Origin of the sequence: Bacillus cereus G9842, from assembly GCF_000021305.1 — a bacterium.
In the GTDB taxonomy this organism is placed as follows: Bacteria; Bacillota; Bacilli; order Bacillales; family Bacillaceae_G; genus Bacillus_A; species Bacillus_A thuringiensis_S.
This window is the reverse complement of the sequence record NC_011772.1, coordinates 693,244-715,000: the sequence shown is the minus strand read 5'-3', so window position 1 is coordinate 715,000 and position 21,757 is coordinate 693,244. Positions and strand designations below refer to the sequence as shown.

The following is a 21,757-nucleotide window of genomic DNA, read 5'->3' as shown; positions in this document are numbered from 1 at the left end:
ATATTCTATTCTATCATCCTTAATCGTTGCACTAACAGTTGTTCCACTTATGGCTTTTTTACTACTCAAAAAAACAAAGCATCGAAAGCCAAGTTCTTCATCACGATATGTTGCTACCTTAAAGTGGTCTCTTTCTCATAAATTCATTATTCTACTTACTGCATTTTTATTATTTGCAGGATCAATTGCAGCCTATATATTACTACCGAAAGCAAACATAAAATCTGAGGACGACACAATGTTATCTATTAACATGACATTTCCAGCCGATTATAATGCTGAAGCTCAAAAACAAAAAGCATTCGATTTCGAAAAGAAATTACTTTCTAATTCAGATGTAACAGACGTTATTTTACGAATGGGATCTAGCGCAGAAGATGCACAATGGGGGCAAACAACTAAAAATAACCTTGCTAGTATATTTGTAGTCTTTAAAAAAGGTTCTGATATTGATCAATATATTAAAGAGTTAAAAAAGGAAAATAAAACTTTTGAACCTGCTGAACTTGATTATATAAAAACAAGTTATTCAAGCTCTGGTGGCGGCAACAACTTACAATTTAACGTAACAGCTACTAACGAAGCAGATTTAAAAGAGGCGGCTACTATCGTTGAAACAAAACTAAAAAGCATGGATGATCTTTCTAAAGTAAAAACGAATTTAGAAGACTCTAAGAAAGAATGGCAAATTCATATTGATCAAACAAAGGCTGAACAACTAGGTTTAACACCAGAAATAGCTGCGCAACAAGTAGCATTCCTTATGAAGAAGTCACCTATTGGCGAAATTACAATTAATAATGAAAAAACTACTATTATGATAGAACATAAAAAGGAAAACATTACTAAACAAGAAGATATTTTAAATACAAACATACTATCACCTATTAATGGAACAATTCCTTTAAAAGACATCGCAACTATTTCAGAAAAACAAACGCAAACAGAAATTTTCCATAAAGACGGAAAAGAAACAATTCAAATTACCGCCGAAGCTTCAAATGAAGATTTGAGTAAAGTAAACAAAGCAGTAAATAAAGCGATAACTGACTTAGATTTACCTAGCGGTTCAAAAGTAAATATCGCAGGAGCTACTGAATCTATGCAAGAGAATTTTACAGATTTATTCAAAATTATGGGGATCGCAATCGGGATTGTATATTTAATTATGGTTATCACCTTCGGGCAAGCACGTGCTCCTTTTACAATCCTATTCTCCTTGCCGTTAGCTGCTGTCGGTGGTATTTTAGGATTAATCATTTCACGAACACCTGTTGATGTAAATTCCTTGATCGGTGCATTAATGTTAATTGGGATTGTCGTTACAAACGCTATTGTATTAATAGAAAGAGTCCAACAAAACCGAGAAAACGGACTGGAAACGAGAGAAGCTTTACTAGAAGCTGGATCCACAAGACTTCGCCCAATTATTATGACGGCTATAACAACAATCGTCGCTATGCTACCACTCTTATTCGGTCAATCGCAAGCAGGAAGTATGGTATCAAAAAGTTTAGCCATAGTTGTCATCGGTGGTTTAGCAGTCTCAACTGTTCTTACATTAGTAGTCGTTCCAGTTATGTATGAACTATTAGATAAAATCGGGAGAAAAAGACGCTCTCGTAGGAAAATAAACACTTCTACAGAAACACCTGATTTTTAAAAAGAAAAGGCGTTATCTTCACAAATGAAGATAACGCCTTTTCTCTATTTAGTCATATAATCCATCATTTTTTCCACATATTGCTCTATAGGTTTACTAGAATCCACAATAAGGTATTCATTATTTGAAGGTCTTTTACTACCATTTAACCACTTTTTAAAACCTACTTCCGACTCCACCTTTTCAATTTGACTTATCATACGCTTACGTGTTTGCAGTCTCCTATTAATCTCCTCCATATCATTAAGATAACACTCAATATATTTATATTTCACACCATGTTTATTTGATAATTCAATCCCTTTTTCAACCATTCCCTCATATAAACACGGACTATCCAATATAACACTATGCCCTTGTTCTAAATAAGAATCAATCAATACCCATTCGGCATCATACACAAGCCCACCAACAATCGTCGATTCAATTCCTTTTACTTTTAATGATTTTAACAACGCGGATTTCAAAACATCATGATCTATAATTACAGCACCTGTTAATTTCGCTATATACTTAGAAACTGTCGATTTTCCTGACCCAGGAAAACCTGACATTTGCAGAAAAAACAAATTAAATCCACTCCCTCATTTTCACCTCTTTATCTATATAACGAATTACAAATTCAACAATCGCTACACCTTTTCCTTCTATATTAAAATGCAAAAAGAACCCTCTACTTATAAATAGAGAGTTCTCCTTTGTAACTTATGCCGCTTTTATCTTCTTCGTCGTTTTACTTTTTCTTTTCGTTCCTGTAAAGCGCTTATGCAATACAGATGCTATCAAGCGTGAAATAACATTGAATAGTAATACCATAATAATTAATACAGCTGCAGATTTTGTCGCAATCAACTTCGCATCTGGAATAAACCCTTCAGAATTTAACTTCCAAATATGAACTGCTAACGTTTCAGCTGGTCTAAACGGATTTAAAGGATGCGCAGGACTCGAGAAGTCCGCTGCTGAATTTAAAATCGGAGATGTTAAACCCGCTGTGTAAATTAATGCTGCCGCTTCCCCAAATATACGACCCGCCGCTAAAATAATCCCTGTAATAATTTGCGGTAATGACGATGGGATAATAATACGAACGATTGTTTGCCACTTTGTTGCACCTAATCCAAGACTTGCCTCTTTTACATTATGAGGCACTTCTGAAATAGCATTTTCACAAACACGTGTTAAACCTGGTAAGTTTAAAATAGTTAAAGCAAGAGCACCACCCATTACTGTGTATCCCCAGCCTGTCATTGTAACGAACACTAACAAACCAAATAAACCAACAACAATAGATGGTAAAGACGCCATTGTCTCAATGCATAAACGAACAAAATTTAAAAAGCGCCCTTGTTTTGCATACTCTGCTAAATATATTCCAGCACCTAGTCCAAGAGGAATAGATATAATAAGCGTTATAACAAGCATGTAGAATGAATTGAATAACTGCGGACCAATCCCACCACCAGCTCTTGTATTACTTGGTTCTCCAAACAAGAAATTAGGATCCCAAAAACCCCATCCCTTTTGTAAAATTTCAAACACTAAGAACACTAGCATAGCTACGACCAAAGCCGCAACCGCATAAAAGATACCCGTCCAAACTTTATTTACCGTTCTTGCATTCATTATTATCGCTCACCTCTTTGCCCAATCGCTCGAATTACTAAAATAAACAGGAATGAAATAACAAGTAAAATCATCGCTAAAGTCCATAGCGCATTATTCCAAGCAGTTCCGTTCAATGTATTTGTCATGTCCATTGTCAAAATACCAGTTAACGTTGCTGTCGGACTATATATTCCTTCTGGTAATTTAATCGTATTCCCGATTACCATTTGAACGGCTAGCGCTTCACCAAAAGCTCGCGCTAAACCTAAAACAACACCTGTTAAAATTCCTTTTTTCGCAGCAGGAACAATCACTCGGCTAATTGCTTGCCATTTCGTTGATCCTAGGCCATAAGAAGCTTCTAAATAATCAAATGGAACAGAGCGTATTGCATCAGAAGCGATACTAGCAATAGTAGGTAAAATCATAATACTTAATACAACGATACCCGCAATTAAACTAAAGCCCACTCCCCCGAACGAATCACGTAATAACGGAACTAAAATCGTAACCCCTAATAATCCGTATACTACTGACGGAATACCGACTAATAATTCTAAAACAGGCTTCAATACTTTATTTCCAAACTTCGGCGAAATTAAATTCATGAATATAGCCAGAGCTATAGCAATTGGTGCACTAATAATAACCGCACCTAACGAAACCACTGTTGAACCTACAATAAAAATTAAAGCCCCAAAAGATCCTTGATCAGCATTTGGATTCCATTTTGTCGATGTTAACATCTCAGTAAACGAGATACCACTTTGTGTAAAAGATTGAATTCCTTTGCCACAAATAAACGCAATAATAGCTAATGTAATTAAAACAATAAAAATACCACAAAACGTAACAAGTGATCTTCCTATATATTCACTTTTCACGTAATTAATTTGTTTTTTCCCCTTCATCACAGGACAGACCCCACTTCACAGATTGAAATGAACAGGACTGGCCTTGCAGCCAGCCCCATAAATTTGATTACTTATTTAATTTAGACATTGGAATGTAGCCCATATCTTCTACTTGCTTTTCAAAGTCTTTACCTTTTACATAATCGATGTAAGCTTTTGTTGCTTCTTTCGCTTCACCTTTTGTTACCATATACTCGTAAGACCAGAATGGATATTTACCAGACGCAATGTTTTCAACTTTTGGATCAGCACCATCAATTTTCACTGTTTGCAGTGCACCTTTTTTATCACCCACCATGTAAGACATTGCTAAATAGCTTACTGAACCTGGAGTAGAATTGATAGCTTGCTCTACTGCACCGTTAGAATCTTGTGTTGTTCCAGTTCCATCATTGATTTTTGCGTCTTTCATAATTGTTTTTTCGAATGTAGCACGTGTACCAGATGAAGCTGGACGATTAATTACGTTGATTTTTTCATCTTTTCCGCCTACTTCTTTCCAGTTTTTTACTTTTCCAGTGAAGATATCTTGTACTTGTTGCACTGTTAAGTTATCAACTTTTACATCTTTATTTACAACAAGAGCGAATGCAATACCCGCTACCTTGTTATCTACTAATTCTTTCGCCTTTTCAGCATCTTTTATTTTATCTCCGGACGGAACATCTGAATTACCAATTTGCACTGCACCAGATGCTACTTGGTTAATCCCAGTTCCACTACCGCCACCTTGAACTTGAATAGAAACTTTTGAATTTTTCTCCATGAATTTCTTTCCAGCTTCCTCCGCAAGAGGTAGAAGAGCTGTAGAACCAGCTGCTGCAATCGTACCCGATAATTCTTGTTTTGTATTATCGCTTCCTTTAGCAGTTTCTTTACTAGTTGTATCTTCTGCTTTTCCACACCCAACTAATGCTCCTGCTACCACTAAAGCTGCTAAAGAGAATTTAATACCTTTTTTCATAACCATGTCTTGTACCCCCATTTGGATTATCACTTTTCGAATTCATTTTCTTTCGAACACAAATTCATTGTAGGACAACAATATTATGTGAGTGTTAAGCAATTTTTAATTTTAAGTAAATGACGATAATAACCCTTAAAATCTATGAATCCCAACATTTGCAGTTAAAGAATCCAACAAAAACCACACTAACTATGCTGTAATGTAAATTTATTCTTAACAATGTAAATTCAATGTAAATGTTTTTCTCTCTTTTTCCCTTTTAGTTAAAGTTATATTTACAATTCCGCTGTATTTTGTAACTTTTACACGCCTAATTTATGCACATTAAAAAGAATTTCAGTAATATTTTTTAGTACAACTAAATAAATTGGAACAATTCTAAAATTAAATGAATATTTTTAAAGTACTAATTGACAGCATCATCCAATGTAGTCTACTATATTACTAACAAAAAGTTTATCCAAGGAAACTTTTTAAACTAACACTAACAATATAGAGAAGAGGTAACTTTTATGGTATCGGCTAATACTAAACCCCTTTCCGATTTTAAAACAGGGGAATTTGTACAAATTGAGAAGATACAATTAGAAGGAACTATGAAACGACGTTTATTAGATTTGGGATTTATCCCTGGGGCAACGATTAAAGTATTGCAACGCAGTCCACTTGGAGATCCGGTCGCCTATCAAGTGAGCAACACAACTATTGCACTGCGAAAAGAAGAAAGTTCCCTTATTTTCGGGGTATTAATAGGAGATGATTTCAGATGAGCAAACATCGTATTGCTTTAGCTGGCAACCCGAATACCGGGAAAAGTACATTATTTAATACTTTGACAGGTTTAAAACAACATACTGGAAATTGGACAGGAAAAACTGTTTTAAAAGCTGAAGGAGAATATGAACATAACGGAAGTACTTATACATTAATAGATTTACCTGGAACTTACTCATTATACTCAAATTCCGCGGACGAAGAAGTGGCGAGGGATTATATTATATTTGAAAAACCAGAAGTAACTGTAGTTGTCCTAGACGCAACTGCTATGGAAAGAAATTTAAATTTAGCACTCCAAGTGATGGAAATGACAAACAATGTAGTCATTTGCATTAACTTAATTGATGAAGCCGAGAAAAAAGGTATTGTTATTGATGAAAAAAAATTAGCAAGATCACTTGGTGTACCTGTAGTTAAAATTTCAGCACGTAACCGAGTAGGCATTGGTCATTTACTAAATGTTATTGCAAAAGTATCAAATAAAAAACTAATTCCAACACCAATTAAAATTACTTACAGCGAAAAAGTCGAAAATATGATTCAAGAATTAGAACCACAAATTTATAAGGTGTTCGGTGATACGTATCCAGCACGTTGGATTGCGTTACGTATATTGGATGGAGATAAAAATTTCTTAACTACACTTCAAAAACACCATAATGAACCACTTGTAAGGGAGGTCATAATTAATGGAATCTCACTCAGCCAGTAAAGCTCTTCCATTAGACTATATTATTCAACATGCACAAACACTTTCAAATGAAGATATACGAGATGATATAGTCGGAGATATTTACCGAACATCTGCAAGCATATGTAAAGAATCCGTCCAATATACAAATACTGATAAATTATATCGTTCCGAAAAACTAGATAAAATTTTCACATCTCCAATCTGGGGATTCCCAATTATGCTCGGTATTTTATCTATTATTTTTTATCTTACAATCGCAGGCGCTAACGTACCATCTGATATGATTGCCGAATTCTTCGGATGGGCCGAAGGATATTTAACATCTTGGTTCCAAGCAGCGCATGCACCTGAATGGTTACATGGCATTTTAATACTTGGTTTATTCCGTGGTATCGGAGCTGTTATTAGCGTTATGTTACCACCTATGGCAATCTTTTTCCCTATGTTCGCGCTACTAGAAAACTACGGATACTTACCACGTGTCGCGTTTAATATGGACCGCTTATTCAAACGATCCGGCGCACACGGGAAACAATCTTTAACAATGGCAATGGGATTTGGTTGTAATGCAGCAGCCATTATGTCAACACGTATCATTGAATCACCACGTGAACGTATGCTAGCAATTTTAACGAACAACTTCGTTCCTTGTAACGGTCGCTGGCCTATGTTAATTTTAATGGCTTCACTATTTATGGCTGCTGGTTATACAGGCAGTATGCAAACATTGGTTACTGCTGGCGTTGTAGTTGGAATGGTTGTAATTGGTGTTATTATGACATTAACTGTTTCTTGGGTACTATCAAAAACAGCCTTAAAAGGGGTTCCAACTCACTACACACTTGAGTTACCTCCGTACCGCAAGCCAAAAGTTTGGAATACAATTGTTCGCGCAACACTCGATAAATCAATCTATGTTTTAAAACGAGCTATAGTTGTTGCTGCCCCTGCGGCTGCATTAACTTGGTTACTTGCTAACATTTTTATCGGTGACACAAGCTTACTTATGTATTTTGTAAACTTCCTAGATCCATTTGCTAAAATGTTAGGACTTGACGGGTTTATTCTAGCTGCATTCATTCTTGGACTACCCGCTAATGAAATTGTAATCCCAATTTTATTAATGTCTTACTTATCAACTGGGGCTTTAACTGAAATAGATGATTTTAATCAAATTAAAAATCTATTCCTAGAAAATGGTTGGACTTGGTTAACAGCGTTAAACACAATGTTGTTCTCACTTCTTCATTTCCCGTGTGGAACAACATTGGTTAACATATATAAAGAAACAAAAAGTGCAAAATGGACATTCTTATCGTTTGCAATCCCTACCGTTATCGCCATTGTTGTTACATTCCTCTCTACACAATTGGTACATTGGTTAGGGCTTGTATAAAGCAAAGCATACATAGAAGGTATCCCCCTTCACGTTTGCTTTGCACGAAAGAAACCTGAAAATCATTCAGGTTTCTTTTTTTGTACATCAGTATTCCACGGCTGTGCTCCATACGTTGTGAGTTTTTTATGAATAAAATATATAGCTCCTGGAAGAACTGCCATTAATATCGTGCAACTAATCCCTAAACCCGTAAACAACTTACATCACCTTATTTCACTCTTTTAGGTAAAGCCGAGCCTGAATGCTCAATCGTCGGGTGAACATGAACAGTAATTTCAGCTTTACTAAAGTAATTTTCGCCTTGATCCCAATTCTTACTTACCTTTTTCCACTCTTTATAATTATGTCGCTTATACACTTCCCCTAACTCTAATACATCTACCTTATATTTTTTTTGAACAAGTTTAATTGATTTTTGAATACGCTTCTCCATTTCTTCCGATATATCCTTCTCTAAACGCTTTTCATTCAAAACCTTTTTATGATCACTAAAATGCAACTCAGCTATTGTACCTTCCAGAGATAAATGAATATTAAACTTTGGTTTTGTAGCATTCGTTGTAGATACTTTAATTTTTCGACGCAACTTATGAATTTCATATGTAATAAGTTGATCCTTTTTACGAATGGTAAAAAAACCTCCAATTTTTTTACCTATTATATAATTCATCCCTAATGTTTCTTCCCCACTCAAGTTGCCTACACACTTATTATCCTTTCCACGAAACAATGCTGCACCGTCCATTTGCACCCCTTGTTTTGTTAGTTCAAGAATAGGTAATACAAAACTCCGGTTAGAGATCATCTTTTCCTGTACCTCACCAATTCTTGCAGCCTCAATCATTTGGGCATTTTTCGGAGGGTGTTCAGCTAACATATCAATATACTGCGCCGGTAAATTTTCAGGTTTTGCACTCTGTTTTAAAATAGATTCTGCATTTTTCTTTGAAACAAACAAACGAATATTTCTTCTCATTTCATGATCGCGAATATATACATCTAACGTATTTTGTAAAATGTATGGATGTGAAAGTAATTCTTCAGAGAAAATAATCACTTGTATATGAGGGAAAAATAATGTACGACTAATTTTTTTAGCGATTATTCTTATTTGTTCAAACACACTATCTGCTTTCGCACTAACATTAATATAATTTTCGCCATCTCCATCACCTTGTCCACCTTGCTGCGCTAACTTACTAGGAAGTACCATTTGATACGTCCCTTTCATAATTGGATTCGCTTTCTTCTCCTTCACGATATCATAAGCCGCTCCTACTACAAATCCTCTTTCTTCTATCTCTTCTAACTCAGAACACCCACTCATAAATCCAGTTAAAGTCATAACCATTATAATTTTAAGAAGGTGTTTCATTTCCACCATTCCTTCTTTTTATTTTATATACAATTAAAACGAGCAAAGGCGCTAACACAACAAACCCCATATCTATCCAAGCTAAATAAGTCCCATAACTTGATAAAGCATTCAAACTACTAGGTATCATATTCGCCATAAAAATAATAGGGGCACTTACGAAAATAAAAATATGTTTCTTCACTTTCGGAAACATAGCACAAAACAATAAAGATGCGACGTCATAATACATTGCTGTAGTGTTATAAATAGTAATAATCCAAGTCGTAAAAAAAATCGCATCGAACCTTTCTAAAAACCCTCCGCCAATTTCAATTTCTTTCCCTAATTCAATTGTTGGATATGTCAATCCACGTGTGGTCATATACGTAAAAACACTAATACAAGTTACATAAATTAAAATGTATGACAACACGTTTACCATCACCGCTTTCGCGACTGCCATTGGCGCTTTTTTCGCTGACTTATCATTCAGCAACACCGCATAAAATAAAGCTACTTCAAATCCAATAAACGTAAAAATAGAATTTTTAACTCCAACAGCATATTGACTTACTTTCGTTTGAAAAGCTGGTAGTAAATTATTTATTTCCATTAAATTTATATTCAATAAAGAAAGAAGTACTATCGCAATTAAAACAATAGGTAAGAATAAAACATTTAACCTTAATAAGGCTGCTCTTGATCCTGCTATTCCATAAATAACAACTAGCAAGAAGAAGAAAGACAGTAGTTGTATCGGTGTATCACTAAATAAATACGTTTGAGAAATAATTGAAATCATTCGCGATTCATATGCTGTCAAAGCAGCAAACGTTAATACTAAAATACTACTAATTGTGTATGCAACAGGCTTCGTCAAATGCGCACTCGTATATTGAACAAAATTTTGTTTCGGAAATAAGATCGCCACCCTCGTCACAAACCAACCTAAAACTGTACAGATCAATCCACCCAAAAGCAAAATAATCCAACCGTCCGAAAATAAAGTTTGGTTAGCGATATCTCTTGGCATAGACAATGCTCCTATACCAATAATGGTCGATGATACCGCAAACCCAATTTCCCGAGATCCAATCTCTTCATCGCCATACTCAAATGGTTTCAATTATTTTCGCTCCTTTGGACGTATTGTAGAATCTTTTGTTTGTAAGTACTCTGGTCTATCTTTCAACATCGATTTTGGCATGCGAATAAATTCTTCTTTCCAATCTTTATAAAATGCAGGAGCAATTGGAGTTGTATACGGTATACCAACGCTTGTTAAATTTGTAATATGAATAGCAAGTGCGATCAGAGCTAGAATAATCCCATACAAACCAAAAGCCGTTGCAGCTAATACAAAGACGAAAAGTAAAATTCGGAACGTAATTGTAATGCTATATACAGGAAGCGAAAATGTAGCAATCGCAGTAACTGCAATAATAATAACTAAAAATGGATTTACAATCCCTGCATTTACCGCAGCTTCTCCAATTACAAGACCTCCTACAATCCCTATCGTTTGTCCCATCGGTTTCGGCAATCGGATTCCAGCTTCTCGTATTAATTCCATAGTCAAGGCCATCATTAACGTTTCAATATACGCTGGAAACGGAACACCTTCCCTAGCACCTGCAATTGAATAAGCCAGTTTAGAAGGAATAAGTCCTTGATGGTAAGATACAAGTGCTACATACATAGCTGGTAACAAAACCGCAATTATACCTGAACCCATACGTAAAAATCGTAATAACGTTCCAATCACCCAGCGCTCGTAATGATCTTCTACAGATTGAAAAATATCAACAAATACGAGTGGCGCAATAAGAGCAAATGGGGATCCGTCTACCAAAATGGCTGCCTTTCCTTTCGCTAATGAGGCTATAATATTATCAGGCCTCTCTGTATTCAAAAACTGTGGAAATGGGGATAAATTATTATCCTGAATTAATTGTTCAATCGTACCTGTTTCCAAAACGACATCTGTCACTATTGATTGAAGACGGCGATCCAACTCTTTTACAATGTGAGGATTAATAATATCTTCTATATATACTAGGGTTACTTCTTTCTGCGATCGCTTCCCCATAATATAAGATTGGAACCTCAACTTTGGATCACGTAAACTACGTCGGATTAACATTTTATTCACATTAATATCTTCATTTAATCCGATCCTCGGTCCACGTATTAAATCTTCAGTTACTGGTGGTTCTAAACTTCTTTTTTCCCAAGCTCTACTATTAATCACGATAGCCGTTTGAATATTATCAATTAATATAACCGTATCTCCCGCTAAAATCGCATTCATAATGTCTGGAAACTTCGTCTTTACACCCACTTCTGCGATAGAAATAAAACGATCCAATAACGTTTGAACAACGGCTTCCTCACTTGGAATTTCTTCGTATTGCAGCGTACGAACGACATATTTATAAACATTATCCTTGTCTGTTAATCCACATAAAAACACAACCGCACAACGTGTAAAACTCCCAGCAAGAGCAACTTCTCTAATTGTTAAATCATTAGGTGAACCTAACTCATCCCTAATTTCTTTCATAACTTCAAATAAGTTACCTTCAAGCTCTAACAATTTCCCCACCTAACTTCCTTTTCAACAAGTTTTTAGTTAGATTCCGCTAATAGAAGAAAATATATACAAAAAAGAGCTATCTCTTTTCAAAGATAGCTCTAATAAACGAATTACTTTTCTACTATTATGCTGTTTTTCTTTATAGATACACTTTTTGTAAATCCACTAACTACAAACATCACAATCATATTAATTAACAATGCGACTATACCTACATTTAAATCTTTTATAGACTGCGGAAAACTCGGAAACATCGTAGCTATATTAGAGCCCGATAAAGTGATATATGCAACAACTAATAACCCCATTCCCATTCCTGCAATCGCTCCTTGCTTTGTAATAACCTGACGTGGAAACAAGCTACATACAAGTGCAGGGAAAAGTTGTGTAACAATACTGTACCCCATTAATAGAAGGGCTCCTATTGTTTCTCCTCCTTTAAATGTAAATAAAACTGCTACGAGCGTTACTACAGGTACAAATAACTTTGCAGCTTTAGCAACTTGTCTATCTGAAGCAGATGGAACCATCGTTCGATAAATATTTTTCGCTAACAGTGTAGAAGCCGCCATAACAAGCATAGAGCCTGGAACTAACGCCGTTAATACTCCCGCACTACCAATAATTCCAATAAACCAAGGATCAAAAGTTTGTAAAGCAAGACGGAATAACGAAAGATCCACATCCGCTCCCTTTAACCCAGGAACTTGCAATATAGCAGCAAACCCTGCAAAAAATACGAAAAGTAACACTAAAGAATACAATGGCATAATTGCTGCATTTTTACGAAATACTTTTTCATTTTTTGCAGAAAAAGCAGAAGCAAATGTATGAGGCCACATATAAAAACCTAGGGCCGTTAATATAATAGTAGAAACAAACCAAGAAATACTCATTCCTTCTTCAGGTAAAGATAAAAATCCCGGCTTTGCTGCTTCTACAGCCTCAAACATAGGCTGAAATCCTCCATAATAATGATACGGTAAATATATACCTAAAAACATAACGATAAACAGTATCATAATATCCTTCAAAGCAGCCGTCCAAGCCGAACCGTGTATACCTGAAACCATTACATATATAGTTATAACAATAGCACCAATCCATACTGCAACAACAGGTGACACCCTTCCGTAAGAAGCTTCTGAAACGATAATCCCCAGTCCCTTTAACTGTAAAACAAGATATGGGATGATGGAAACAACACCAACAACTGAAACAATAAGTCCAAGCGCTTTACTTCTATATTTCTTCGCAAAAAAATCCGACTGCGAAACAAGGTTATGCTCTTTCGCATACTTCCAAATTGGTGGTAATAAAAAATACGATAAAAGATAAGCTAAAGCACCATATCCCAAAATATAAAAGGTAGGTGCTCCTTTACTATACGCCCAGCCGCTTCCCCCTAAAAATGTAAACGTCGTATAAATCTCACCTGCCATCAGGAGAAAAACAAAAATAGTGCCAAATCCTCTTCCCCCAACTGACCATTGCTCTAAATTCATATCTTTTCCATGTTGTGCCCGAATCCCTAAAAATAGTGCGAGAAACAAAAATAAAATAATGATAAGTAATGCAGTCATTTTACATCCTCCTTATTAGCGGGATCAAACACGTACACAAGCCCCATACAAAGAGATGTAATAAACACTGATAATAATACCCAAAATAATAAAAATGGCATCCCTAATACGTAAGGAGTAACTGAATTCGCAAATATTGGCCCAACTACTAAACAAAGAACTGGAATAAGCGCTAGGATGTATATTTTCTTCATCTCATTCTCCTTTACTTATAAAATTCATAATGGCTGATACAAAGACTTCCACTCCAATCGGTAATGCATCTTCATCAATTGTAAAACGAGGATGATGATGAGGATATATAATACCTTTCTCTTTATTTCCCGCTCCGATAAAAAAGAATGTCCCTGGTACCTTTTGTAAAAACGCCGAAAAATCTTCTCCAGCCATCGTCGGCTGCAAACGAACAACTCTATCTCTTCCATAAAGTTGTAATGCCGTTTGTTCAATAAGCTCTGTAACTTCATAATTATTTACAACTGGTCGATATCCATATTCATAAGAAAACGTATATTTCGCTCCGTAAGATTCCGTAATATGCTTCACAATCCGCTCAATCTTCTTCTCTGTTTCACCTCGTAACTCATGTCTTAAACTTCGCACTGTCCCTTCAATCTCCGCTTGCTCTGGTATTACATTATGAGTTGTCCCCGCATGAAATTGAGTAACGGATATTACGAGAGAATCTAATGGATTCGTGAGGCGAGATACAATTTGCTGAAGTTGCGAAACGACTTGTGTACCGATTGCGATACTATCCACCGTTTCATGAGGGATTCCAGCATGTCCACCTTTTCCCTCTATCCTAATTTTAAAAACATCCGGTGCAGCCATTGCAGGACCATAAATAACGCCTATTTTCCCAACCTCTAACGACGCCCAAAGGTGAGCACCAATGATATAATCCACACCTTCCATTACACCTGCCGCAATCATCTCCTCTGCACCACCAGGAAAATTTTCTTCAGCATGTTGGAATAGAAAACGAATCTCCCCTTTAATCTTCTCTCTTGCTTCTACTAACTTATATACAACCCCAAGTAATATCGCTATATGTCCATCATGACCACACGCATGCATCACACCTTTATATGTAGAAATAAAATCAAACTCATTTTCTTCATGAATAGGAAGAGCATCCATATCGGCTCGAACCGCAACTGTTTTGCCCGGCTGTTTACCTACTAACTTTGCCATCACACTATATTTAGTCGGCCGTGACACTTCTAAATATGGGCATTTCCGAAGTATATCGAACACAAACTGCGATGTTTTTTCTTCTTGAAAAGATAACTCTGGATACTTATGAAAATGCCTTCTCCACTCAACTAACTGATTTTTTGACAAAACAAGTTCCTTTGCAACATCCATACCCCTTCACTCCTTCTTCACCAAGTTAAATGTTATTATAACGCGAATTGTTAACTTTTAAAAGAATATTCTGAATTTTCAATTATGATAAACCAAAAAGAAAAAGCCATCCAAAAGATGACTTTTTCTTTATTATAAAATAGTAATCGCTTGTTTTCCCATTTGCTCCCAAGCTTTCTCAAATTCTGCTCGTGGAACAGCCAAACGTGGATTATTTTTCAGAGGATCATTTACATATACAAAGTTTTGATCATATCCAATTACTACTGCACTATGCTCATAATATGTAATTTTCACTTCGCCTGAACTCGTATTCCATGTTTCAAAACTACTTTCAGCTAGCGGCTTAAACGTCGTATTAATAATGACCCATACCGGGGAGCCAGAACTAATTACTTTATATATATCTTGCATGTCTCTACCTGTTAAATTAATTACTTTTTCAGGAACATATTTTTCTGCTAAATCAAAGATTGGTTTATTGTATACACCATATCCAGGCTTTGCCTTTGTATAAATATTTCCTACAAACCCCTCGTAAGGATTTCCACGCAAACCATTTTGTTCAAATGGAACACGATAAATTTCGCTAGCAAGTTGCATCTTATCTACTTGTACACCTTTATATTGCAGCAACATAGCTAAACTTGTCACTTCACATCCTCGAGGTAATTCTGGTAATTGTTTAATAAACGGAACATCTTCAATCATAGCTGCTTCTTTCATTTCAGATAGAAACTCTAAGCGTAAAACTTGCGCCTTTTGCATGATTTTATCTTTCCCTATAAAAAATGCAGCAGCAAGTATAATACCAAAAACAAAAAGATATTTTAACTTTTTCATTATAAACAAAACTCCATTAATTATTATTTTACAGACACAACTCTTATCATTGTACCCTTCTTCTTACTAGTTTGCTAGAAAGATCATGTGAATTATCGCTCATAGAATTAATTATAAAAATTCTAATTATTTTTAATAAAAAGAAAAATAAATATACATTTCCAGAATATTTTGCTAAAATCAAAATTGTTAACATGGTGAAGATATCACCATGTTAACAAACATTCTTAGAGTATTTAGTCATAGTTCATTTTTTACATACTCCATTCATTTCATAGCAAATAAACCGAGTGTGTGTTGCATCCCCCACTAATGATTAAAAACTCAGAATAAAATGAAGTTCACACATTCAAGAAAATACGAGGTGAGGGGCATATGAATCAACAAATTGAACAAACAAATTTAAAACGAACAATGAAAAGTAGACACCTATTTATGATTGCACTCGGTGGTGTTATCGGAACCGGGCTATTTATGGGATCTGGTCAAATCGTCCATAATGCCGGACCTGGTGGCGCTATTCTTGCATTTTTAGTCGGTGGATTTGTTATGTATTTAACGATGTTATGTCTTGGTGAATTATCTGTTGCTATGCCAGAAGCAGGTTCATTCCAAAGCTATGCAAGCAAATTCATTTCACCTGGTTTTGGATTTGTTGTCGGTTGGATGTATTGGTTAAATTGGGCTGTTACAGTTGGCGTAGAGTTAACAACTGTAAGTATTTTAATGAAACGCTGGTTTCCAGACGTTTCTTCATGGATTTGGTGCGTTACATTTGCAGCAGCGCTCTTCCTCGTAAACGCTTTATCAGCAAAAGCATATGCAGAAGCAGAGTTTTGGTTCGCAAGTGTAAAAGTTGCAACAATCGTTATTTTCATCGTACTTGGTGGCGCTGTTATGTTCGGTTTACTAGACTTTAATGGAAAGCCAGCTCCGATGCTTCATAATTTCACTGAAAATGGCGGGCTATTTCCAAACGGTGCATTAGCTGTTCTTCTTACGATGATTACAGTAAATTACTCCTTCCAAGGAACAGAATTAATCGGAATCGCTTCAGGAGAAAGTGAAAATCCTGAAAAAACAATTCCAAAAGCGATCAAAAATACAATTTGGCGAACTCTCTTCTTCTTCGTCTTAGCGATATCAGTTGTTGTAGGTTTACTCCCATGGCAAGAGGCTAATCTAGTCGAAAGTCCGTTTGTACTTGTTTTTGATGTAGCCGGGGTCCCATATGCAGCAGACATTATGAACTTTGTTATTATTACAGCTGTATTATCCGTTGCTAACTCTGGTCTATACGCAAATTCTCGTATGCTGTGGGCGATGGCAAAACAAGGAATGGCAAGCCCAGCATTTACGAAATTAACTAAAAAAGGTGTACCGCTAAATGCATTAATTTTCAGTCTGATTTTTGCTAGCCTTTCCTTATTAACAAGTGTATTTGCGGCAGATACTGTCTTTCTAGTTTTAACATCTATTGCAGCAATGGCTGCCGTTGTCGTTTGGATGTCAATTGCCGCTTCACAGTTTTTCTTCCGTAGAAATTTCGTGAAAAATGGTGGCGACATAAATGATTTAAAATATCGTACACCGCTCTATCCGCTAGTTCCAATCGTGGCGTTCTTACTCAATTTCATTACATTTGTTAGTTTGGCTTTCATTCCAGATCAAAGAATTGCTCTTTATTGTGGCATTCCATTTATGATTATTTGTTACATTTTATACCAAGTTAAATATAAAAAAATTGTCACACTTGAACAGCCACGAACTATCACACAAAAAATAAACTAAATATACAAAATATTCAGCTATCTTTCTTATGATAAGATAGCTTTTTTCTATTTCTTGGATATCCTGGTATAACTTTATTTATCTTAAAATTTTCACAATCACGTTTTTCTCTGGAAAATAGTTTACAATGTAATCAAGTTACAAATGATATTCACCTTAAAAAGTGTGCATTTGTGTCTATTTTTTAACAATATATCAAAAACTATTGCCTTCTATAAATTAATAGGTTTATATTGTTTTATTGGCATAGTTTCAATCCAAGGAGAAAGGAGATTTTCAATCGTGCAACTAAAGAAAGCGTTTTGGAAGTTGGCTTCGCTTCTTCCGTTATCATTACTTCTGTTCCTCGGTGGCTGTGATAAAAAACTCGCAGTATTAAATCCGCAAGGACCTGTTGCAAAAGCACAGTATGATTTAATTGTTTGGTCATTCTTGCTTATGTCATTAATTATCGCAATTGTATTCATTCTGTTTACAGTCATCTTGATTCGTTATCGTGAAAAACCAGAGAATATGGACTATGAGCCACCTGAACAACACGGTAACACATTACTAGAAATTATTTGGACGCTTGTTCCTGTTATTATCGTTATCGCATTATCGATTCCAACAGTAAAAGCAACTTATGCTTCGGAAGAGGTTCCGAAAGAGTCCAAACATATTAAACCAGTTGAAATTTATGTTACATCTGCAAACTGGAAATGGTTATTCAGTTACCCAGAGGAAAAAATTGAAACCGTTAACTATTTAAATATCCCAGCTGGTGTACCAATTCAATTCAAACTGACTTCTGTCGGCCCAATGAATGCTTTCTGGGTACCAGAACTTGGTGGTATGAAGTACACAATGGATGGCATGATTATGGATCTTTATTTACAAGCTGATAAGCCAGGTTCTTACCTAGGCCGTAGTGCGAACTTCTCTGGTGAAGGATTCACACACATGGAGTTCGAAGTTGAAGCAAAAACTAAAGAGAAATATGACAAGTGGGTTAAAGAAGTACAAGAAAAGGCTGATAAGTTAACCGAAGAGAAGTACAACGAAATTATTAAACCTGGTGTAGTTGGACGCATGACGTTCTCTAGTCACCACTTAAGTTATGTAGATCCAAAATCACTTGAATATTGTGATTACAACTACTACAAAAACAAAAAATAATAGCTATTATTCCAACAGATTGGAGTGAACACAGTGAAGCTTGATGAATTCTTTGTCACAGGTGACCCGATTATTTACGGTGCAGACGCTTCTATCGTTCTTGTGACATTAGCAATCATTTTCGTACTAACAAAGTATAAAAAATGGAAATGGCTTTGGGACGAATGGTTGACAACTGTTGACCATAAAAAAATCGGAGCCATGTATATTATTTCTGCGGTTATCATGTTATTCCGTGGTGGTATGGATGGTTTAATGATCCGTGCACAGTTAACATTCCCAGAAACAACTTATTTAAACGCTGAACACTATAACGGAATCTTTACAACGCATGGTACAGTAATGATTCTTTTCATGGCAATGCCATTCGTTATGGGATTAATGAACCTTGTAGTACCATTACAAATTGGTGCTCGTGACGTTGCATATCCGTTCTTAAATGCTTTAAGTTTCTGGTTATTCTTTGTCGGAGCAATGTTATTCAACATCGCTTTCGTAATCGGTGGTTCTCCAGACGCTGGGTGGACTTCTTACTTCCCAATGGCAGGTACAGAGTTTACTTCAGGCGTAGGAAATAACTACTACGCAATTGCATTACAGATTTCAGGTCTCGGTACGCTAATGACCGGTATTAACTTCCTTGTTACTATCTTAAAAATGCGTACACCTGGTATGACTTTAATGAGAATGCCAATGTTTACTTGGTCAATCTTAATTACAACAATTATCATTATTTTCGCTTTCCCAGTATTAACAGTTGCTCTTGCATTAATGACATTTGACCGTCTATTCGATGCTCACTTCTTTACGATGGCGAGCGGCGGTATGCCGATGTTATGGGCCAACCTGTTCTGGGTATGGGGTCACCCTGAAGTATATATCGTTATTTTACCGGCATTCGGTATTTTCTCTGAAATCATTAGTACATTCTCACGTAAGCGTCTATTCGGTTACAGTGCGATGGTATACTCAATGGTTGCAATTTCTTTACTAAGTTTCGTCGTATGGCTTCACCACTTCTTCACGATGGGTGCAGGTCCAGCGGTTAACTCATTCTTCTCGATTTCGACAATGGCGATTTCGATTCCAACCGGGGTTAAGATCTTTAACTGGTTGTTTACACTGTATAAAGGACGTATTCGTTTTACAGTTCCAATGCTTTGGTCATTGGCATTTATTCCAAACTTCGTAGTCGGTGGGGTTACAGGGGTTATGCTTGGAATGGCAGCAGCTGATTATCAATACCATAACAGCTACTTCCTAATTGCTCACTTCCACTACGTATTAATCGCAGGTACAGTATTCGCTATGCTTGCTGGATTCACATTCTGGTATCCAAAAATGACTGGTCATATGTTAAATGAACGCCTAGGTAAATGGACATTCTGGATCTTTATGAGCGGATTTAACATCTGTTTCTTCCCAATGTACTTCTTAGGTTTAGACGGTATGACTCGTCGTATGTACACTTACTCTGAAAGTCTTGGATGGGGATGGCTAAACCAAATCGCATCTGTTGGTGCGGTAATGATGGGTATTGGCTTCCTACTTCTTTGCTACAACGTAATTTGGAGTGCACGTCACGGTGAACGTGACACAACTGGAGATCCATGGGATGGTCGTACACTTGAATGGGCAACTCAATCTCCTGTACAACATTACAACTTCGCAAAGCTTCCTGAAATTAAAGAAGCTGATGCTTTCTGGTACATGAAAAAACGCGGAGAAACAGTTACACCAGCAGCAGAAGATATCAAACCAATTCACATGCCAAGTAACTCTGGTGTGCCTATTATTGCGTCTTTATTCTTCGGTCTTGCAGGTTTCGCATTAGTATTTAGCTGGTTCTGGCTTGCAGCAATCGGTGGTATTGGTATTTTAGCTTGCTTAATCTATCGTTCATTCGATTATGACGATGGTTACTACGTAAGTGTTGATGAAATTAAAGAAACAGAACATATAGCATGAGAGGTGAAATGACATGGCGGCTTTAGATAAAAGCTTACCTTTGGAATATCAATCCGAACAAAGCAGATTGAATATCCTAGGATTCTGGATTTTTCTTGGGGCTGAAATTATGCTGTTCGCAACACTTTTCGCCTCTTATCTAGTCCTTGCTGGTCGTACGGCAGATGGCCCAACTCCAGCGCAACTGTTTGAACTTAAAACGCTTTTAATTCAAACATTACTACTTTTAACAAGTAGTTTCACATGTGGTATCGTAATTCACGAAATGCGTAAGCACAACCAAAAAGCGATGCTTGGATGGTTCGTCCTTACATTACTTTTAGGTGCAGGTTTCCTATTCTTCGAGATTGAAGAGTTCATTATGTATATTGGTGAAGGCGCAACAATTCAAACAAGTGCTTTCCTATCTGCATTCTTCGTTCTTCTTGGAACGCATGGAGCCCACGTAACAGGCGGTATCATTTGGGCAATTTGTGTTATTATCCAAATTTTAAAACGAGGTCTAACACCAGTTACAGCTCGTAAAGTATTCATTATCAGCTTATACTGGCATTTCCTTGACCTTGTTTGGGTCTTCATTTACACACTAGTTTACTTGAACGGGATGGTGGCGTAAATGGCTCAAAACAACAATCAAGCAAATGGGCATGCGCATAGCGGATTCCCTTGGTCACACGTTTTCGGATTTATTTTATCGCTTGCATTAACGTTTCTAGCGTTATACGTGGCACTTTACACAACATTGCCACTTTCAACAGTCTTAACAACTATTATCATCATGGCTGTTGCGCAAGCATTGTTACAATTAATTATGTTCATGCATTTAAAAGAAGGAGAAGGAAGAGTTCAAATTCTTACAATGATATACAGTTTCTTCGTTGCAACTGCAACAGTTGGTTTAACTGTATGGATCTTCTTCTCAATGTAATGTACATGAAAAAGACTGCTGAGATTCCTCAGCAGTCTTTTTTTATCCCCTCCCCTATTACATCCACATTACGGAATTAACAACAGAATCATGAAAAATATACTTATTATGACAAATGTTAAGAAAAGTCTTTCTTTATG

Annotated in this window: 21 protein-coding genes (1 of these 21 cut by a window edge); 9 read left to right on the top strand and 12 right to left on the bottom strand. The window is 36.2% G+C overall.

Annotated features, from left to right (window positions below; genetic code table 11):
• Positions 1-1,663: the 3' portion of an efflux RND transporter permease subunit gene (locus tag BCG9842_RS03495; protein ID WP_000375604.1), read on the top strand. 1,382 nt of this gene lie to the left of the window's left edge; 1,663 of the gene's 3,045 nt are visible here — the last part of the coding sequence; its start codon lies off the left edge, out of view; the stop codon is at positions 1,661-1,663.
• A gap of 44 nt (positions 1,664-1,707) precedes the next feature.
• Here BCG9842_RS03495 and BCG9842_RS03490 read toward each other — a convergent pair whose 3' ends face one another.
• From BCG9842_RS03490 to BCG9842_RS03475, 4 genes are all read right to left on the bottom strand, one after another.
• Positions 1,708-2,232 (bottom strand): AAA family ATPase, encoded by a 525-nt coding sequence (locus BCG9842_RS03490; RefSeq protein WP_000465759.1) that lies wholly within the window; start codon positions 2,230-2,232, stop codon positions 1,708-1,710.
• 136 nt (positions 2,233-2,368) lie between these two features.
• Positions 2,369-3,289: a phosphate ABC transporter permease PstA gene (gene pstA / locus BCG9842_RS03485; protein ID WP_000994151.1), complete on the bottom strand. Its 921-nt coding sequence runs from the start codon at positions 3,287-3,289 to the stop codon at positions 2,369-2,371.
• A 2-nt stretch (positions 3,290-3,291) separates the two neighbouring features.
• Positions 3,292-4,182, bottom strand: a complete 891-nt coding sequence (gene pstC, locus BCG9842_RS03480; RefSeq protein ID WP_000676676.1) for a phosphate ABC transporter permease subunit PstC — start codon at positions 4,180-4,182, stop codon at positions 3,292-3,294.
• Positions 4,183-4,252: 70 nt separating this feature from the next.
• The gene (locus BCG9842_RS03475) at positions 4,253-5,155 is read right to left on the bottom strand and encodes a phosphate ABC transporter substrate-binding protein PstS family protein (RefSeq protein ID WP_000245110.1); all 903 of its coding nucleotides are present in this window, start codon (positions 5,153-5,155) and stop codon (positions 4,253-4,255) included.
• 509 nt (positions 5,156-5,664) lie between these two features.
• Between BCG9842_RS03475 and BCG9842_RS03470 the strand changes: the two genes are divergently transcribed.
• From BCG9842_RS03470 to BCG9842_RS03460, 3 genes are read left to right on the top strand one after another with little or no spacing between them, the layout of a single operon-like run.
• Entirely contained in the window at positions 5,665-5,922 is a 258-nt protein-coding gene (locus BCG9842_RS03470) for a FeoA family protein (RefSeq protein WP_000252988.1), read from the top strand.
• A complete protein-coding gene (locus tag BCG9842_RS03465; protein ID WP_000033875.1) occupies positions 5,919-6,641 on the top strand; it encodes a FeoB small GTPase domain-containing protein in 723 nt (240 codons plus the stop codon). The genes BCG9842_RS03470 and BCG9842_RS03465 overlap by 4 nt, the downstream gene beginning before the upstream one ends.
• On the top strand, positions 6,619-8,019 hold the full coding sequence (locus BCG9842_RS03460; protein ID WP_000443621.1) for a nucleoside recognition domain-containing protein: 1,401 nt from the start codon (positions 6,619-6,621) through the stop codon (positions 8,017-8,019). Before BCG9842_RS03465 ends, BCG9842_RS03460 begins: the two co-directional genes overlap by 23 nt.
• A 62-nt stretch (positions 8,020-8,081) precedes the next feature.
• Here the strand turns inward: BCG9842_RS03460 and BCG9842_RS31160 are convergent, their stop codons facing one another.
• The 8 genes from BCG9842_RS31160 to BCG9842_RS03425 form a co-directional block, all read right to left on the bottom strand.
• Positions 8,082-8,219, bottom strand: coding sequence for a hypothetical protein (locus BCG9842_RS31160; protein WP_000493991.1), 138 nt, complete (start codon positions 8,217-8,219; stop codon positions 8,082-8,084).
• Between the two features lie 11 nt (positions 8,220-8,230).
• The gene (gene gerLC, locus BCG9842_RS03455) at positions 8,231-9,397 is read right to left on the bottom strand and encodes a spore germination protein GerLC (protein WP_000681639.1); all 1,167 of its coding nucleotides are present in this window, start codon (positions 9,395-9,397) and stop codon (positions 8,231-8,233) included.
• On the bottom strand, positions 9,381-10,505 hold the full coding sequence (gene gerLB, locus BCG9842_RS03450; RefSeq protein ID WP_000802019.1) for a spore germination protein GerLB: 1,125 nt from the start codon (positions 10,503-10,505) through the stop codon (positions 9,381-9,383). Before gerLB ends, gerLC begins: the two co-directional genes overlap by 17 nt.
• Positions 10,506-11,984 (bottom strand): spore germination protein GerLA, encoded by a 1,479-nt coding sequence (gene gerLA / locus BCG9842_RS03445; protein ID WP_003309092.1) that lies wholly within the window; start codon positions 11,982-11,984, stop codon positions 10,506-10,508. It lies immediately after the preceding gene.
• A gap of 101 nt (positions 11,985-12,085) precedes the next feature.
• Positions 12,086-13,558, bottom strand: a complete 1,473-nt coding sequence (locus BCG9842_RS03440) for a sodium:solute symporter family protein (RefSeq protein WP_000125940.1) — start codon at positions 13,556-13,558, stop codon at positions 12,086-12,088.
• Positions 13,555-13,752, bottom strand: a complete 198-nt coding sequence (locus BCG9842_RS03435) for a DUF3311 domain-containing protein (RefSeq protein ID WP_000725525.1) — start codon at positions 13,750-13,752, stop codon at positions 13,555-13,557. Before BCG9842_RS03435 ends, BCG9842_RS03440 begins: the two co-directional genes overlap by 4 nt.
• A gap of 1 nt (position 13,753) precedes the next feature.
• On the bottom strand, positions 13,754-14,929 hold the full coding sequence (locus tag BCG9842_RS03430; protein ID WP_000382123.1) for an amidohydrolase: 1,176 nt from the start codon (positions 14,927-14,929) through the stop codon (positions 13,754-13,756).
• A 132-nt stretch (positions 14,930-15,061) separates the two neighbouring features.
• Entirely contained in the window at positions 15,062-15,772 is a 711-nt protein-coding gene (locus BCG9842_RS03425) for a C39 family peptidase (RefSeq protein ID WP_000734492.1), read from the bottom strand.
• A gap of 375 nt (positions 15,773-16,147) precedes the next feature.
• Here BCG9842_RS03425 and BCG9842_RS03420 point away from each other — a divergent pair, with 375 nt between their 5' ends.
• The 5 genes from BCG9842_RS03420 to qoxD all read left to right on the top strand — a co-directional run bounded on the left by BCG9842_RS03420 (position 16,148) and on the right by qoxD (position 21,617).
• Positions 16,148-17,563 (top strand): amino acid permease, encoded by a 1,416-nt coding sequence (locus tag BCG9842_RS03420; RefSeq protein ID WP_001075767.1) that lies wholly within the window; start codon positions 16,148-16,150, stop codon positions 17,561-17,563.
• Positions 17,564-17,845: 282 nt separating this feature from the next.
• Positions 17,846-18,721, top strand: coding sequence for a cytochrome aa3 quinol oxidase subunit II (locus BCG9842_RS03415; RefSeq protein WP_001176164.1), 876 nt, complete (start codon positions 17,846-17,848; stop codon positions 18,719-18,721).
• Positions 18,722-18,754: 33 nt separating this feature from the next.
• On the top strand, positions 18,755-20,689 hold the full coding sequence (qoxB, locus tag BCG9842_RS03410) for a cytochrome aa3 quinol oxidase subunit I (protein WP_000762373.1): 1,935 nt from the start codon (positions 18,755-18,757) through the stop codon (positions 20,687-20,689).
• Positions 20,690-20,702: 13 nt separating this feature from the next.
• On the top strand, positions 20,703-21,305 hold the full coding sequence (qoxC, locus tag BCG9842_RS03405; protein WP_000729316.1) for a cytochrome aa3 quinol oxidase subunit III: 603 nt from the start codon (positions 20,703-20,705) through the stop codon (positions 21,303-21,305).
• Complete coding sequence (gene qoxD / locus BCG9842_RS03400) at positions 21,306-21,617, top strand: cytochrome aa3 quinol oxidase subunit IV (RefSeq protein ID WP_000068425.1); 312 nt, start codon at positions 21,306-21,308, stop codon at positions 21,615-21,617. It abuts the gene before it with no gap.
• The last annotated feature ends 140 nt before the right edge of the window (positions 21,618-21,757 follow it).